Consider the following 12,455-nt stretch of genomic DNA (forward strand, 5'->3'; position numbering starts at 1 on the left):
TTCGAAAGTAGAGCCGTTCCGGGTTAGAGTGAAGCATGTCCACTTTGACCGGGTTGCACGAGGCGATGGCTCGCCTCGATGACGCGTGGTCGCGCGCCGAGGAGACCGGCGATCTGTCTCGAGCGCAGCTGATCGCCGTCAACGATGCGATCGGTCTGTTGCAGCGGCGTCTGGATGCTGTGCACGTGGAGGTGGCGGCTGGTATCTCACGCGAGTCGCGCCCCGAGTTGGGAGCAGAGAGCCTCGCGAAGCAACAGGGCTTTCGGAGTCCGGCGAAGCTGATCGCAGCGACGTCGGGAGTATCGACGGGTGATGCGCAGCGTCTCGTCAAGGTCGGCGAGGCGACGGCGCCGCGTATGGACCTGATCGGAGCGCGCTTGCCGGCGAGGTATCCGCTCGTACGCGAGGCGCTCGCCACCGGGGCTCTCAGTGCGCAGGCGGCGGCGATGATCGTCGGGCTGCTGGATCGGTGTCGAGTGGCTGCCGGCCCGGAACGCATCGCCGAGGGGGAGCGGGTGCTTGCCGAGAAGGCTCAGGGTCTCGCGCTCGACGACGTCCGCAAGCTCGTGGTCCGCGCGGAGGCGTGGCTCGACCCGCACGGGGTCGAGCCGAAGGAGGAAGAGCGCCGCGGAAAGCGTGCGCTGACGTTGTTCGAGCGTGACGGCATGGTGCATCTGAGCGCGGTGCTCGATGCGGAATCGGCGGCTCCGGTCGTGACGGCGATCCGGGGGTATGTCTCAGCGGCGTTCGCAGCGCGGAAGGATGCGCCGGATCCCGATGCAGTCGATGCGGATCGTCGTTCGGTGCCGATGCTGCAGGCGGATGCGCTGGCCGTGTTCGCCGCGCATGTTCTCGGGTGTGCGCAGCGGGTGCCGTTGGCGGGTGCGACGGTCGTGGTGCGGATGCGGCTGGAGGATCTGGAGTCCGGATCCGGAGCCGCAGAGGTCGACGGGATCGAACAGCCGGTCAGTGTCGGTGCGGCGCGGCGGATGGCCGCGGGCGGGGGCGTGATCCCGTGCGTGCTCGGCGGTGCGAGCGAAGTTTTGGACTGGGGGCGGGAGAGACGCCTGTTCACCCGGGCGCAACGGCTGGCTCTGGTGGAGCGGGACGGTGGGTGCGCGATGTGCGGGTTGCCGCCGGAGATGACGAAAGCGCATCACATCCGCTGGTGGAGGCGAGATCGCGGGCCGACGGATCTGTCCAATGGTGTGCTGCTGTGTGAGACCTGTCACCATCGCATTCACGACAACGAGTGGGAGATCCGTATCGATGGGGCTGGCCCGGTAGGACGGGTGTGGTTCATTCCACCCGGATACGTCGACCCCGCCCGCACGCCGCGCCTGGGGGGACGAGCGCGCTTCGACATCGCGGCCTGAGGGCGACACACCGCGCGAGGGTTCCGGTTGTCGGCGAGTGGTTGTCGGGGAGTGGTTCTCGGAGGGCGGTTGTCGGGGAGTGGTTGTCAGAGGGTGGTTGTCGGGGGGTGGTTGTCGGGGAGTGGTTGTCGGGGAGTGGTTGTCAGAGATTGGCCCTCGGAGGGCGGTGATCAGCGCGGTCCTTCGTGCCCTGAACCGGCAGGGGTGGCACCCGAGACCTTGTCGCCGACCGAGAACTCCCACCCAACCCACAGCCTGAACGATATATCGTTGAGTATCGTTCACCACAGCAGGAGGTCATCATGAACAACGCATTCCCCTCCAACCCGTTCGGCGGCAACGGCGGCTCCGGGAACAACGGCGGCTCCGGCGGACCGGGCGGAATCTTCGGCGGCTCCGGGTTCGGCGGATCCGGGTTCGGTTCCGGTTCCGGGTTCGGCGCAGGCCCCGGCGGGCCCGCCGCCGCGATCTTCGAAGCCATGGACCAGCTCCGCAAGTCGTTCGAGTCCCGCCCGTCCGGCGGCTCGCGCATGGCCCGCGGCGACGTCCGCGCCGCCGTGCTCTCACTCCTCGCCGAGAAGCCCATGCACGGCTACCAGATCATCAACGAGATCGCCGAGCGCAGCGGCGGCACCTGGAAGCCGAGCGCCGGCTCCGTGTACCCCACTCTGCAGCTGCTCGCCGACGAAGGACTCATCGAGGCCGAGGAGCAGAACGGCCGCAAGACCTACTCGCTCACCGAGGCCGGCCGCGCCGTCGCCGACGAGAGCTCCGAGACCCCGGCCCCGTGGGAGTCGTCGTCCGGCAAGGACGGACACCGCGACAGCGCCCGGTTCAACGCACTCCCGAAGGCGGGCGTCGACCTCGCCGCCGCTGCCGCCCAGGTCGGACGAAGCGGCTCGCCCGAGCAGGTGCAGCAGACGATCGAGGTCCTCGACGAAGCCCGCCGTAGGCTGTACTCGATCCTCGCGCAGGACTGACCGCGCAGTGCGGCGGCATCGAGTGAGGACCTGCGAAAGGGCCACACGATGACGGATGCTGCGGCACGGGGTGCCCACCGCGCCCGGTACCGCCGCATCCTGTCGTTCGCCGGCCGGGAGTTCCTCAAGATCTGGTGGTTCGAGCTCGTCCTCCCGCGCCTCGGCATGAGCAGGGTCGCCGAGCGCACGCGCGGGCCACGGATGCAGACGTTCGCGCGCCGCTTCCACACGCTCGCCGTGGAGCTCGGCGGACTCATGATCAAGGTCGGACAGTTCATGTCCTCGCGCCTCGACGTGCTCCCTCCGGAGATCACCAAGGAGCTCGAAGGGCTGCAGGACGAAGTCCCCGCCGTCCCCACCCCGGCGATCCGCGCGCTCGCCGAGGCCGAACTGGGCATCCCGCTCGAACGCGCCTACGCCTGGTTCGACGACACCCCGGTCGCGGCGGCCTCACTCGGCCAGGTGCACCGTGCCCGACTCTCCGCACTCGACGCCGCCGACACCGGCCTCGAAGACGTCGTGGTCAAGGTGCAGCGCCCCGGGATCGACGAGATCGTCGCCGTCGACCTCGCGGCGCTCCGTCGGGTCGCACGTTGGCTGACCCGCGTGCGCCTCGTCGCCGACCGCGTCGACGCGCCCGCGCTCGTCGAGGAGTTCGCCGAGACCAGCCGCGAGGAGATCGACTACCTGCACGAAGCCGCGAGCGCCGAACGGTTCCGCGAGAACTTCGCCGACGACCCCCGGGTCGGCATGCCGGAGATCGTGTGGGAGCGATCGACCCGCCGCGTGCTCACGCTGTCCGACGTCACCGCCATCAAGATCAACGACACGGATGCGCTGCGCGCCGCCGGCATCGACCCCGCCCAGGTCGCCGAGGTGTTCGCCGAGGTCATGTTCGACCAGGTCTTCACGCACAGCTTCGTGCACGCCGATCCGCACCCCGGCAACATCTTCGTCACGCCGACCTCTCCGACCCCGTCGACCACGCCGACGGCGGATAAGACAGATGCGACGCCCGGCGGCTTCCGGCTCACGTTCATCGACTTCGGCATGATGGCCGAGATCCCGGCGAGCCTCCGCGACGGCCTGCGCACCCTCCTGATCGCGGTCACCGGCCGCGACAGCCGGGGCCTCGTCGCAGCGGCCCAGGAGATCGGAGTCCTGCTGCCCTCCGCCGACACCCGCGAACTCGAACGCGCCCTCACCGCCCTGTTCGCCCGGTTCGGGGGCATGGGTTTCGCCGAGCTCAGCAAGGTCGACCCCCGCGAGTTCCGTGACTTCGCGGAGGAGTTCGGCGACATGGTGCGCTCGCTCCCGCTGCAACTGCCCGAGAACATGCTGCTGCTGATCCGCGCCGTCTCGCTGACCTCGGGCATGTGCAGCGGACTCGACCCCGCGTTCAACGTCTGGGACGCCGCCGAACCCTACGCCGGCCGCCTGCTGCGCGACGAGAGCGGCAACATCGTGCAGGCGTTCGCGAGCCAGGCGATGGACACGATGAACACGACCTGGCGCCTGCCGAAGCGCATCGACGACATCATCACCCGCGTCGACGACGGCACCGTCTCGTTCGACACTTCGCGCCTGGAACGCCGCCTCGATCGGCTCGAAGGCATCGCCCGGCGGATCGCCTCGGGCGTGCTCTTCGCGGCGATGCTCATCGGCGGTGCACTGCTCGTGCCCGCGGTGCCCCCGCTGGGCATCACACTGATCTGCGTCTCGGCGCTCCCCCTGCTGCACTCCCTGTTCGCCGGCGTCGGCCGACGGGGCCCGCGGTAGGCGCGGCACGCCCGAGAAACCCGCAGCGTCGAGCATGCACTCGCGCCCCCGCAGGCCCGGGGCGCCGGGGATCGAGCGGATGTTCCGGCATATCGCACAACGAGGGGGCGGCGCCGCGCGTGACAGGATGGGATGCCATGGAGACCCCTGACGAGAAGCCCGATGAACGCTCCGCAGGAAAGACCCCTCCGAGCACCCGGACAGGCGCCGTCGGCACGGGCGTGAACCGCCTGCCGGCCAAAGCCACCGAGACCGCCAAGAAGATCGTCCGCGACATCGCGGCGGTCCCCCCGCGCAGCGTCCACCCGGCGCTCGTCCCGGGCGTCTCGGTCGAGGAGACCGGTCGCACCTACCGCACCGACCCGCTCGTGTTCGGCGTGGCGGCGACCCTGACCCTCGCCTTCATCGCGTGGGGCGTGTTCGCGGGGGACAACCTCGCCAGCACCACCCGCACGGTCCTCGACTGGGTCGTCCAGTACTTCGGATTCTTCTTCACCACCATCGCCACCGTCATCCTGGTGTTCATGCTGTTCATCGGCTTCAGCCGCTACGGACGCATCCCGCTCGGGCGCGACGACGAAGAGCCCGAGTACTCGATGTTCTCCTGGATCTCGATGCTCTTCGCCGCCGGAATGGGCATCGGCCTCGTGTTCTGGGGTGCCGCCGAGCCGCTCACCTTCTTCGAGAGCCCGCCGCCGGGCACGGTCGAGGCGAGCACCCTCGACGCCATGCACACCGCGCAGACGCAGGTGCTGTATCACTGGGGTCCGCAGGCCTGGGCGTTCTATGCGCTCGTCGGTGGGGCCATCGCCTATGGCGCCTATCGCCGCGGCCGCACGCCCCTCATCTCCTCGATCTTCGCGCCGCTGCTCGGCGAGGGGCGCACGACCGGTCCGCTCGGCCGCACCATCGACGTCTTCTCGATCATCGTCACACTGTTCGGCACCGCGGCATCGCTGGGTCTGGGCGCCTTGCAGATCGGCCACGGCGTCGAGATCGTCAGCGGCATCGGCGAGCTCGGCAACGGCATCCTGATCGCCGTGATCGCCGTGCTCACGGCCTGCTTCATCGCGTCGGCCGTCTCGGGGGTCTCGAAGGGCATCCGCGCGCTGTCGAACATCAATGCGGTCGTCGCGCTCCTGCTCGCCTTCTTCGTGTTCTTCGTGGGGCCGACGCTGCTGATCCTCAACGTGATCCCGTCGGTCGCCGTGCAGTTCATCGGCGACCTCCCGCAGATGATCGGCCGCTCGGCATCGCAGGGTGAAGCGGCCGAGACGTTCCTGTCGGGCTGGACGATCTTCTACTGGGCGTGGTGGATCTCCTGGTCGCCGTTCGTCGGCATGTTCATCGCCAAGATCTCGCGCGGGCGCAGCCTTCGCCAGTTCGTCTCCGTCGTGATCGTGGTGCCGTCGGCCATCTCTCTCGTCTGGTTCGCGATCTTCGGCACCACGGCGATCCAGCAGCAGATGGACGGCGCGAACCTCACAGTCGACCCGCCGGAGGAGGTCCTGTTCGGCGTGCTCGAGAACCTGCCGTTCTCGCTGATCACGAGCGCCATCCTCATCGTGCTGATCGCGATCTTCTTCGTCACGGGAGCGGATTCGGCCTCCCTCGTCATGGGGACGCTGTCTCAGCAGGGCAGGCCGGAGCCTTCTCGCTGGGTCGCCGTCGTGTGGGGTGTGCTGGTCGGAGCGATCGCCGCGGTGCTGCTCGTCATCGGCGAGGAGGGCAGCGGTCTGCGATCGCTGCAGAACGTCACGATCATCGCCGCGCTGCCCTTCGCGATCATCATGGGATTCATGATGATCGCCTTCATGAAGGATCTTCGACGCGATCCGCTGATCCTCCGTGAGCGTTATGCCCGCGCGGCCGTCCGGCACAGCGTCATGGCCGGTCTCGAGGAGTACGGCGACGACTTCGCGCTCGTGCCGGTCGAATACGACCACTCCGAGGACGACCTCGACTGGATCGACGAGTCGACCGTCGACGAGACGCTCGCCGAGGTGTACGAGGCCGCGACCGAGGCGATCGACATCATCCCGCCCGCCGAGGTGGATGCGGTCGTCGAGGCGTCGATCACGGACCCGACGGCTGCTCCGGACCCGACGGCCGCCCCGGACCCGACGGCTGCCCGGGAGCAGCCCCGCACGGACTGATCCGCTAGGACGCCTCCTCGGCGGCAGCGGTGATGCGGGCGGCCATCCCGGCGAAGATCAGTCCGTGGAAGGGCAGCACGGCGAGCCAGTACAGGCGTCCGCTCAGTCCGCGGGGGAAGAAGATCGCGCGCTGCTCGTAGCGCGCGCCTTCGCCGTCCGGCACCGCGCGCAGCTCGAGCCAGGCCTCGCCGGGCACCTTCATCTCGGCGCGGAGGCGCAGCAGGGATTCGGCCTCGGTCCTCTCGACCGCTTCGACGCGCCAGAAGTCGATCGCGTCGCCGACCCTCGCCGCGGTGCGGCTCCGGCGGCCGCGACGCAGGCCCACGCCACCCACGATCCGGTCCATGAACCCCCGCACGGCCCACAGCAGCGGGGAGGAGTACCAGCCGTTCTCGCCGCCGATGCCCAGGATCACGCGCCACAGTTCCGCCGCGGAGGCGCGGGTGGCGACGGACCGCGAATCCGTGAACACGGTGCGTCCGGCCCAGTCCGGGTCGCTCGGCAACGGGTCACTGGGCGCGCCCGACACTTCTGAGTCCTGCCAGCTGGTCTCGATGCTGTCGCCGCGCACCCGTCCGAGCGCGAGGTCGACCGCCCGCCGATACGGGGTCAGGCCGTCTTCGGGGCGCGGGATCAGCTCGTCGACCGCGTGATCCTTCATGATGCACTCGTTCTGCAGCGATGCCACGAGCGGACGGGCGATCGAGCGCGGCACCGGCGTCACCAGGTTCACCCAGTGCGAAGCGAGCCCCGGCGTGAGCACGGGGAGAGCGGCGATGGCGCGCTGGCGGAGCCCGGCTTCGACGGCGTAGCCGTTCATCATCTGCCCGTAGCGCAGCACGTCCGGCCCGCCGATGTCGACGGCACGGTTCACATCGGCGTCGACGCGCGCCGCCCCGAGCAGGTAGTGCAGCACATCGCGGACGGCGATCGGCTGGATGCGGTTGCGCACCCACTTCGGCGCCGGCATGTACGGCAGCACATCGGTGAGGTGGCGGATCATCTCGAACGACGCCGACCCCGAGCCGATCACGACGCCCGCCTGCAGTACGAGCGTCGGCACGCCCGACCGCAGGAAGATCTCCCCCACGCGCACACGCGAGCGCAGGTGCGGTGACAGCTTCGCGTCGTCGGGATGCAGTCCGCCGAGGTACACGATGCGGCCCACATCTGCCCGCGCTGCGGCCTCGGCCACCGTCGTCGCCGCCCGCTCATCGCTCTCCTCGAAGCCCTTGCCGGCGGACATCGAGTGGATCAGGTAGTACACGACGTCGACGTCGTCCATGGCGGTGGCCACGGCATCCGCATCATCCGCCGAGCCTTCGACGATTTCGCAGTCGCCGCCCCAGGGGAAGGAGGCCGCGCGCGCGGCGTCACGCGCCAGGACCCGCACCCGGTAGCCCGCGTTCAGCAGCCGCGGGGTCAGGCGTCCGCCGATGTAGCCGGTCGCCCCGAGCACGAGGGCGCGCGGGGCGGAGCCGTCGTCGCGGGGTGCGGCGCGCAGCGCCTCTTCACGGCCGGTGGGGTGGGTGAGTTCGGGCATAGGTCGAGCGTAGGTCGCCCCCGCGTCCGGTGGAACGGGGTTGCGGGGCGTCGTGGCGACCGGTACGAGCACAAGCCCCTATTGCAACGCAAGGGTTGCGTTTCCGCCCGCAACATGCAACCCTGAAGTTGCAGTCGGTCGCCCGGCCGACGGAACATGCAGGAAACGCCGAAAGGAACCATCATGGTGAACATGACCCACAACGAGGCATCCGTCGTCGACGAGGAGACCTTCTCCGTTCGGCGGACCATCCTGATCGCGGCACCCGCCGACAAGGTCTGGCGGGCCGTGGCCGAGCCGGAGCACATCTCCCGGTGGTTCGGGCGCACCGTGCTCGACGGCGCCGGGGTCGGCGCGACCGGCACGATGACCTTCCCCGACTACGACGTGATCCCCCTGCGGGTCGAGGAGTACGACGAGCCGCGGCGCATCACCTACCGCTGGAACAACGACGACGCCCTCGGTGCATTGCCCGACAGCATCGACGAGACCACCTCGACGGTCTTCACCTTCACGCTCGAAGAGGCCGAGGGTGGCACGCGCCTCACGGTCGTCGAGAGCGGCTTCGAGCGCACGTCCGACCCGCGCGCCAACCTGGAGTCGCACCGCACGGGCTGGGACCTGGAGCTGGACAAGATGGTCACCCTGGTGGAAGGCGAAGCATGACCGCAGCAACCCTCCTGCCCATGTTCTCGGCGCTCGCGGACGAGACGCGCTGGCGCATCCTGACGGAGCTCGCGGAGGCGGAGGCGTCGGCATCCGCTCTCGCCGGGCGCCTTCCGGTGTCCCGTCAGGCGATCGCGAAGCATCTCGCCGTCTTGCAGGAGGTCGGTCTCGTCGAGCCCGTGCGGGTCGGCCGTGAGGTGCGCTTCCGCGTCGTCGGCGCCGAGCTCTCCGCCACCGCTGCGAAGCTCGACGTGATCGGGCGCGAGTGGGACCGCCGCCTCGCCGCGATCAAGGAGATCGCGGAGGGGCTGTAGGGGCTCGGGGTGTCGGGCTGTCGGCGACGGCGGGTCAGCGCGCGGGGCCCGTGTCCTTCTCGTCGCGGATGGCGTCGCGCAGCTCCTGGTCGAGGTCGGAGGCCTCTTCGATCGCCGCCGTCATGCCGGCGAGGAACCGCGTGACCACCGCACGCTCGTCGTCGGACAGCTCGTCGACCAGGGCGAGCATGCGTCGATGCATGGCCCCGAGGGTCGCGCGGACCTCTTCGTCGCTGCTCACGGTCGGCACCACGACTCCCGCGCGGCGGTCGGTGGGGTGGGGCTCGCGACGGACGTGTCCGCCCTTCTCGAGCCTGTCGATGAGAGTGGTCGTCGACGCCGTGGAGATGTCGAGCATCTTCGCGATGTCGATCGGGCGGACGATGCGGCCCGCCCGCTGCTCCCGGAGCAGGAAGCGCAGTGCCATCAGGTCGGTCTCGTTCATTCCCATCGATGCGCGGGTGCGTGCGCGCATCGCGGTCTCGGCCGCCCGGTAGCGCCGCAGCATGTTCAGCACGTCGACGGTGCTGACGTTCCCGCCGTCGGGGTACCAGTATCCGGAGCGCGTGTACTCCTGGGGGTCGCTCATGACGCCACCACCTCTCCGTCGGCCTCGGGGAGGGACTCCCGTTCGAGCATCTCCACCGCTCCCGCGGCGACGCCGACGGGGACCACGAGCAGGAACCCGCCGGTGATCGCGTCGTTCTCCGCCACGATGATCTGCTCGATCCTGTCGCGAGGAATCCCGGGGAACCGGCTCTGCAGGTGCTCGAGCAGGCTCGCATAGCCGATGAACTTCTCGTCCTCGAGGGTGACCGGGTCGACCATGGGTTCCTTTCGCGCGGTGAGTCAATCCTCTCATCGTGGGAGGGTACCGGCGACGACCGAATTCCCTAGTTCGTCAGGTAATAAGGCTGCCGAGGTAACATGGGCACCTGGGCCGCGGGGGAGGTGCGTAATGGGGAATGGTCTGGACGTCGTGGCATCGGAGCTCGCCCGCGATGTCGAAGAGTTCCGGCGGGCCGAGGCGCAGCTGCGTCGACGGCTGGCGGCAGCGCGTCAACCCAATGAGACGGATCGCTCGGCCATGCGCATCATCGCGTCGGCTCCGGTCGATACCCCGGTCACGCCCGGCGAGCTGGCCGCTCAGCTCGGGGTGAGCACGGCGGCCGTCACCTCCGTCGTGCGCCGGCTCGCCGAGCGCGGTCAGGTGGTCGTGGCCGTCCATCCGGACGACGCGCGTTCGAAGATCATCCGTCCGTCTCTTCGCGATCTGCACTCTCCTGCCGACGAGATCTCTCGCCGCATCGAGCGGGTGGAGAGGGAGTTCGCACCCGAGCAGCTCGCCGCGATCTCGCTGTTCCTGCGGCGTCTCGCCCGCGAACTCGAAGGCATCGAATAGGCCCGACTTCCATTTAGCTAGTTAAACTAGTAATCTAATTCCTGTACGAAATACAGGAAGGGGACGTCATGGGTCTGCTCAGCTACGCCGGAGAATCGAAGGTCATCGAGATCGACGACCCGCTGCTCGCGCATCTCCGACTCGTCGCCGTGACGAAGCTCCGCCGGGGCGAGTCCTTCCCGCTCACGCTGCGTACGACGGAGTCGACCATCGAGACCCTGTGGATGCACGCGTCGATTCCGGTGCGCTTCGTGGTGGACGACGAGCGTGAGCTCCAGCGGCCATTGCTGGTGAAGATGATGGCTGCCGCGAGTTCGGCGAACGGGCTGGACCTCACGGATCCCGACTTCGCCGCGTCGTTGCCGTCTGCGGCGCCGATGCACGCGGTCGCCTGAAAGCTCGCCTCCGTCAACTCCGCGCTCCTGGGCAAAGCAGCGCGAAGACCGGACGGAGGTGCGTGGCGGTGTCACCGGGGGGTGACGACATCGCCGCTCTTGGCATCCGGCCGCCCGGAATCGGGTCCTGGCGGCCGGATGCCCTTCGCTCAGAGGGCGGTGTATCCGCCGTCGACGAGGTGGTAGCTGCCGGTGATGAAGCTCGCGGCGTCACTGGCGAGGAACGCGATGAGGCTCGCGACCTCGTCGGCCTGGCCCAGTCGGCCGATCGGGTGCTTGCTGACGAGGAACTCCTTCGCCTCGTCGCCCATGTTCGCGAGCAGCGGGGTGTCGATGAAGCCGGGGCCCACCGAGTTCACGCGCACCCCCTTCGCCGAGTACTCGAGCGCTGCCGACTTGGTCATGCCGACCACGCCGTGCTTGGCGGTGACGTAGGCGGGCGAGCCGGCGAACCCGACGCTTCCCAGGATCGAGGCGATGTTCACGACCGATCCGCCGCCGTTCGCGAGGATCGACGGGATCTGCGCCTTCATGTTCCGGAACACGGCGTTGAGGTTGATCGCGATGACCTTGTCCCAGGCGTCGTCCTCGTACTCCGCGGTCGGGGCGGTCGCGCCGCCGATGCCGGCGTTGTTGACCCCGATGCGCAGCGGAGCCAGGGAGTTGGCGGTCTCGATGGAGGAGGCGATCCAGGCGGCGTCCGTCGCATCGCCCACGGAGGCCTCCGCCGTCCCGCCGGCCGCGCGGATCTCCTCGACGACCGCGTTCGCGTGCTCGGCATTCAGGTCGTTGACCACGACCGCTGCCCCGTTCTTCGCCAGCAGGAGAGCGGTCGAGCGTCCGATTCCGCTGCCTGCTCCCGTCACGATCGCCGAGCGGTTCGAGACGTCGTACTGAGCCACGAGAGACTCCACTTCCGGGCGGGCACGGTGCCGGGAGATCTTCTCGGACGGTCCGTCCTTCCTTCCACCCTACGCCTTCACGACCGGGGTGGATTCACGTGAATGGAAGTGTCCCCGTGTGGAAGGTGCCGGTCAGGCGTCGGCCACGTCGATCCTGCTGAGCGTCGGCGGTGCCAGGATCGCACCCGTCTCCACGGTCTCGACATCGCGCCGGCCCGTGAGGCGCGCGACCGCATCGTCGAACTGCTCGTCGAGCGCGGCCAGCGCGCCCGGTGCGTCGTGGTGCGACAGCGCATCGATCAACGCCTGATAGGTGGGCGAGACGGAGGCGGGCACCGCATAACCTTCGTCGGCACTGAAGCTCGCGATCCGCGTCTGGAGCGCGAGCGTCATCATGGCGCGGGAGAGTCGAGGGCTCTGCGCGGCGTTCACGAGGGCCTGGTGGAACGCGATGTCCGCGTCGCCAATGCCGAGTGCGTCCGCGCGGGTGCTCGCCTGTCTCAGCTCGGCCAGCGCGCTCTCGAGCTGCTCCGCCGCCGGAAGCCGGTTCCTCACGATGAGGCGCACGGCTTCGCATTCCACGGCCCGGCGCTCGGTGTACAGGTCGGCGATGCCGTCGACCGGGATCACGCTCACGCGCAGGCCCCGACCCGGAAGTGCCGTCAGTGCACCCTCCTGCACGAGTCGCTGCGCCGCCTCGCGCAGGGGACCGCGGCTCACGCCGAGCTTCGCGGCGATGTCCACCTCGCCCAGGGGGCTGCCGACCGGCAGTGCGCCGGAGAAGATCGCCGACCGGAGTTCGGCCGTGATCAGGTCGACCGTCGAAGGCCGTGCCATGCGGAAGACCGCGCCGGGCATCCCGTTCGGGGCGGGCGTGAGTGGCATGAGCGCTCCTGAGTCGATCGTCGGTGACTCCATTCTGCATCCGACGTGTGTCGGAGC

General features: G+C 69.2%; 13 protein-coding genes. 8 read left to right on the forward strand and 5 right to left on the reverse strand.

Annotated features, from left to right (window positions below; all coding sequences use genetic code 11):
* Positions 1-35: 35 nt before the first annotated feature.
* From FGL91_RS06100 to FGL91_RS06115, 4 genes are all read left to right on the forward strand, one after another.
* Entirely contained in the window at positions 36-1,376 is a 1,341-nt protein-coding gene (locus FGL91_RS06100) for an HNH endonuclease (RefSeq protein ID WP_227991933.1), read from the forward strand.
* A gap of 302 nt (positions 1,377-1,678) precedes the next feature.
* Positions 1,679-2,356, forward strand: coding sequence for a PadR family transcriptional regulator (locus FGL91_RS06105; RefSeq protein ID WP_194239322.1), 678 nt, complete (start codon positions 1,679-1,681; stop codon positions 2,354-2,356).
* Positions 2,357-2,404: 48 nt separating this feature from the next.
* Entirely contained in the window at positions 2,405-4,135 is a 1,731-nt protein-coding gene (locus FGL91_RS06110; RefSeq protein ID WP_153243365.1) for an ABC1 kinase family protein, read from the forward strand.
* Positions 4,136-4,272: 137 nt separating this feature from the next.
* The gene (locus FGL91_RS06115) at positions 4,273-6,291 is read left to right on the forward strand and encodes a BCCT family transporter (protein WP_153243366.1); all 2,019 of its coding nucleotides are present in this window, start codon (positions 4,273-4,275) and stop codon (positions 6,289-6,291) included.
* Positions 6,292-6,295: 4 nt separating this feature from the next.
* Here the strand turns inward: FGL91_RS06115 and FGL91_RS06120 are convergent, their stop codons facing one another.
* Positions 6,296-7,834: an SDR family oxidoreductase gene (locus FGL91_RS06120; protein ID WP_153243367.1), complete on the reverse strand. Its 1,539-nt coding sequence runs from the start codon at positions 7,832-7,834 to the stop codon at positions 6,296-6,298.
* A gap of 183 nt (positions 7,835-8,017) precedes the next feature.
* Here FGL91_RS06120 and FGL91_RS06125 point away from each other — a divergent pair, with 183 nt between their 5' ends.
* Together FGL91_RS06125 and FGL91_RS06130 are read left to right on the forward strand one after the other, a co-directional pair.
* Positions 8,018-8,500, forward strand: a complete 483-nt coding sequence (locus FGL91_RS06125) for an SRPBCC domain-containing protein (protein ID WP_153243368.1) — start codon at positions 8,018-8,020, stop codon at positions 8,498-8,500.
* Positions 8,497-8,814, forward strand: coding sequence for an ArsR/SmtB family transcription factor (locus FGL91_RS06130; RefSeq protein ID WP_227991939.1), 318 nt, complete (start codon positions 8,497-8,499; stop codon positions 8,812-8,814). The genes FGL91_RS06125 and FGL91_RS06130 overlap by 4 nt, the downstream gene beginning before the upstream one ends.
* A 34-nt stretch (positions 8,815-8,848) precedes the next feature.
* Here FGL91_RS06130 and FGL91_RS06135 read toward each other — a convergent pair whose 3' ends face one another.
* On the reverse strand, positions 8,849-9,403 hold the full coding sequence (locus tag FGL91_RS06135; protein ID WP_153243369.1) for a MarR family winged helix-turn-helix transcriptional regulator: 555 nt from the start codon (positions 9,401-9,403) through the stop codon (positions 8,849-8,851).
* The gene (locus FGL91_RS06140) at positions 9,400-9,642 is read right to left on the reverse strand and encodes a hypothetical protein (protein ID WP_131493104.1); all 243 of its coding nucleotides are present in this window, start codon (positions 9,640-9,642) and stop codon (positions 9,400-9,402) included. The genes FGL91_RS06135 and FGL91_RS06140 overlap by 4 nt, the downstream gene beginning before the upstream one ends.
* 130 nt (positions 9,643-9,772) lie before the next feature.
* Between FGL91_RS06140 and FGL91_RS06145 the strand changes: the two genes are divergently transcribed.
* Both FGL91_RS06145 and FGL91_RS06150 read left to right on the forward strand, forming a co-directional pair.
* Positions 9,773-10,216, forward strand: a complete 444-nt coding sequence (locus FGL91_RS06145; protein WP_134352739.1) for a MarR family winged helix-turn-helix transcriptional regulator — start codon at positions 9,773-9,775, stop codon at positions 10,214-10,216.
* Between the two features lie 68 nt (positions 10,217-10,284).
* Positions 10,285-10,611 carry a hypothetical protein gene (locus FGL91_RS06150; RefSeq protein WP_131493108.1) on the forward strand — a complete coding sequence of 109 codons (327 nt, stop codon included), beginning with the start codon at positions 10,285-10,287 and terminating at the stop codon, positions 10,609-10,611.
* A gap of 149 nt (positions 10,612-10,760) precedes the next feature.
* On the opposite strand, the gene FGL91_RS06155 is transcribed toward FGL91_RS06150, so the two are convergent.
* Both FGL91_RS06155 and FGL91_RS06160 read right to left on the reverse strand, forming a co-directional pair.
* Complete coding sequence (locus FGL91_RS06155; RefSeq protein ID WP_153243370.1) at positions 10,761-11,513, reverse strand: SDR family NAD(P)-dependent oxidoreductase; 753 nt, start codon at positions 11,511-11,513, stop codon at positions 10,761-10,763.
* Between the two features lie 132 nt (positions 11,514-11,645).
* Positions 11,646-12,398 (reverse strand): GntR family transcriptional regulator, encoded by a 753-nt coding sequence (locus tag FGL91_RS06160; protein ID WP_166804682.1) that lies wholly within the window; start codon positions 12,396-12,398, stop codon positions 11,646-11,648.
* Positions 12,399-12,455 lie beyond the last annotated feature (57 nt).

The organism is Microbacterium sp. CBA3102, assembly GCF_007954505.1.
GTDB lineage: Bacteria > Actinomycetota > Actinomycetes > Actinomycetales > Microbacteriaceae > Microbacterium > Microbacterium aurugineum.

Coding starts and splice junctions, on each gene's coding strand:
- FGL91_RS06100 (WP_227991933.1), top strand. CDS start 36: ATGTCCACTTTGACCGGGTTGCACGAGGCGATGGCTCGCCTCGATGAC.
- FGL91_RS06105 (WP_194239322.1), top strand. CDS start 1,679: ATGAACAACGCATTCCCCTCCAACCCGTTCGGCGGCAACGGCGGCTCC.
- FGL91_RS06110 (WP_153243365.1), top strand. CDS start 2,405: ATGACGGATGCTGCGGCACGGGGTGCCCACCGCGCCCGGTACCGCCGC.
- FGL91_RS06115 (WP_153243366.1), top strand. CDS start 4,273: ATGGAGACCCCTGACGAGAAGCCCGATGAACGCTCCGCAGGAAAGACC.
- FGL91_RS06120 (WP_153243367.1), bottom strand. CDS start 7,834: ATGCCCGAACTCACCCACCCCACCGGCCGTGAAGAGGCGCTGCGCGCC.
- FGL91_RS06125 (WP_153243368.1), top strand. CDS start 8,018: ATGGTGAACATGACCCACAACGAGGCATCCGTCGTCGACGAGGAGACC.
- FGL91_RS06130 (WP_227991939.1), top strand. CDS start 8,497: ATGACCGCAGCAACCCTCCTGCCCATGTTCTCGGCGCTCGCGGACGAG.
- FGL91_RS06135 (WP_153243369.1), bottom strand. CDS start 9,403: ATGAGCGACCCCCAGGAGTACACGCGCTCCGGATACTGGTACCCCGAC.
- FGL91_RS06140 (WP_131493104.1), bottom strand. CDS start 9,642: ATGGTCGACCCGGTCACCCTCGAGGACGAGAAGTTCATCGGCTATGCG.
- FGL91_RS06145 (WP_134352739.1), top strand. CDS start 9,773: ATGGGGAATGGTCTGGACGTCGTGGCATCGGAGCTCGCCCGCGATGTC.
- FGL91_RS06150 (WP_131493108.1), top strand. CDS start 10,285: ATGGGTCTGCTCAGCTACGCCGGAGAATCGAAGGTCATCGAGATCGAC.
- FGL91_RS06160 (WP_166804682.1), bottom strand. CDS start 12,398: ATGCCACTCACGCCCGCCCCGAACGGGATGCCCGGCGCGGTCTTCCGC.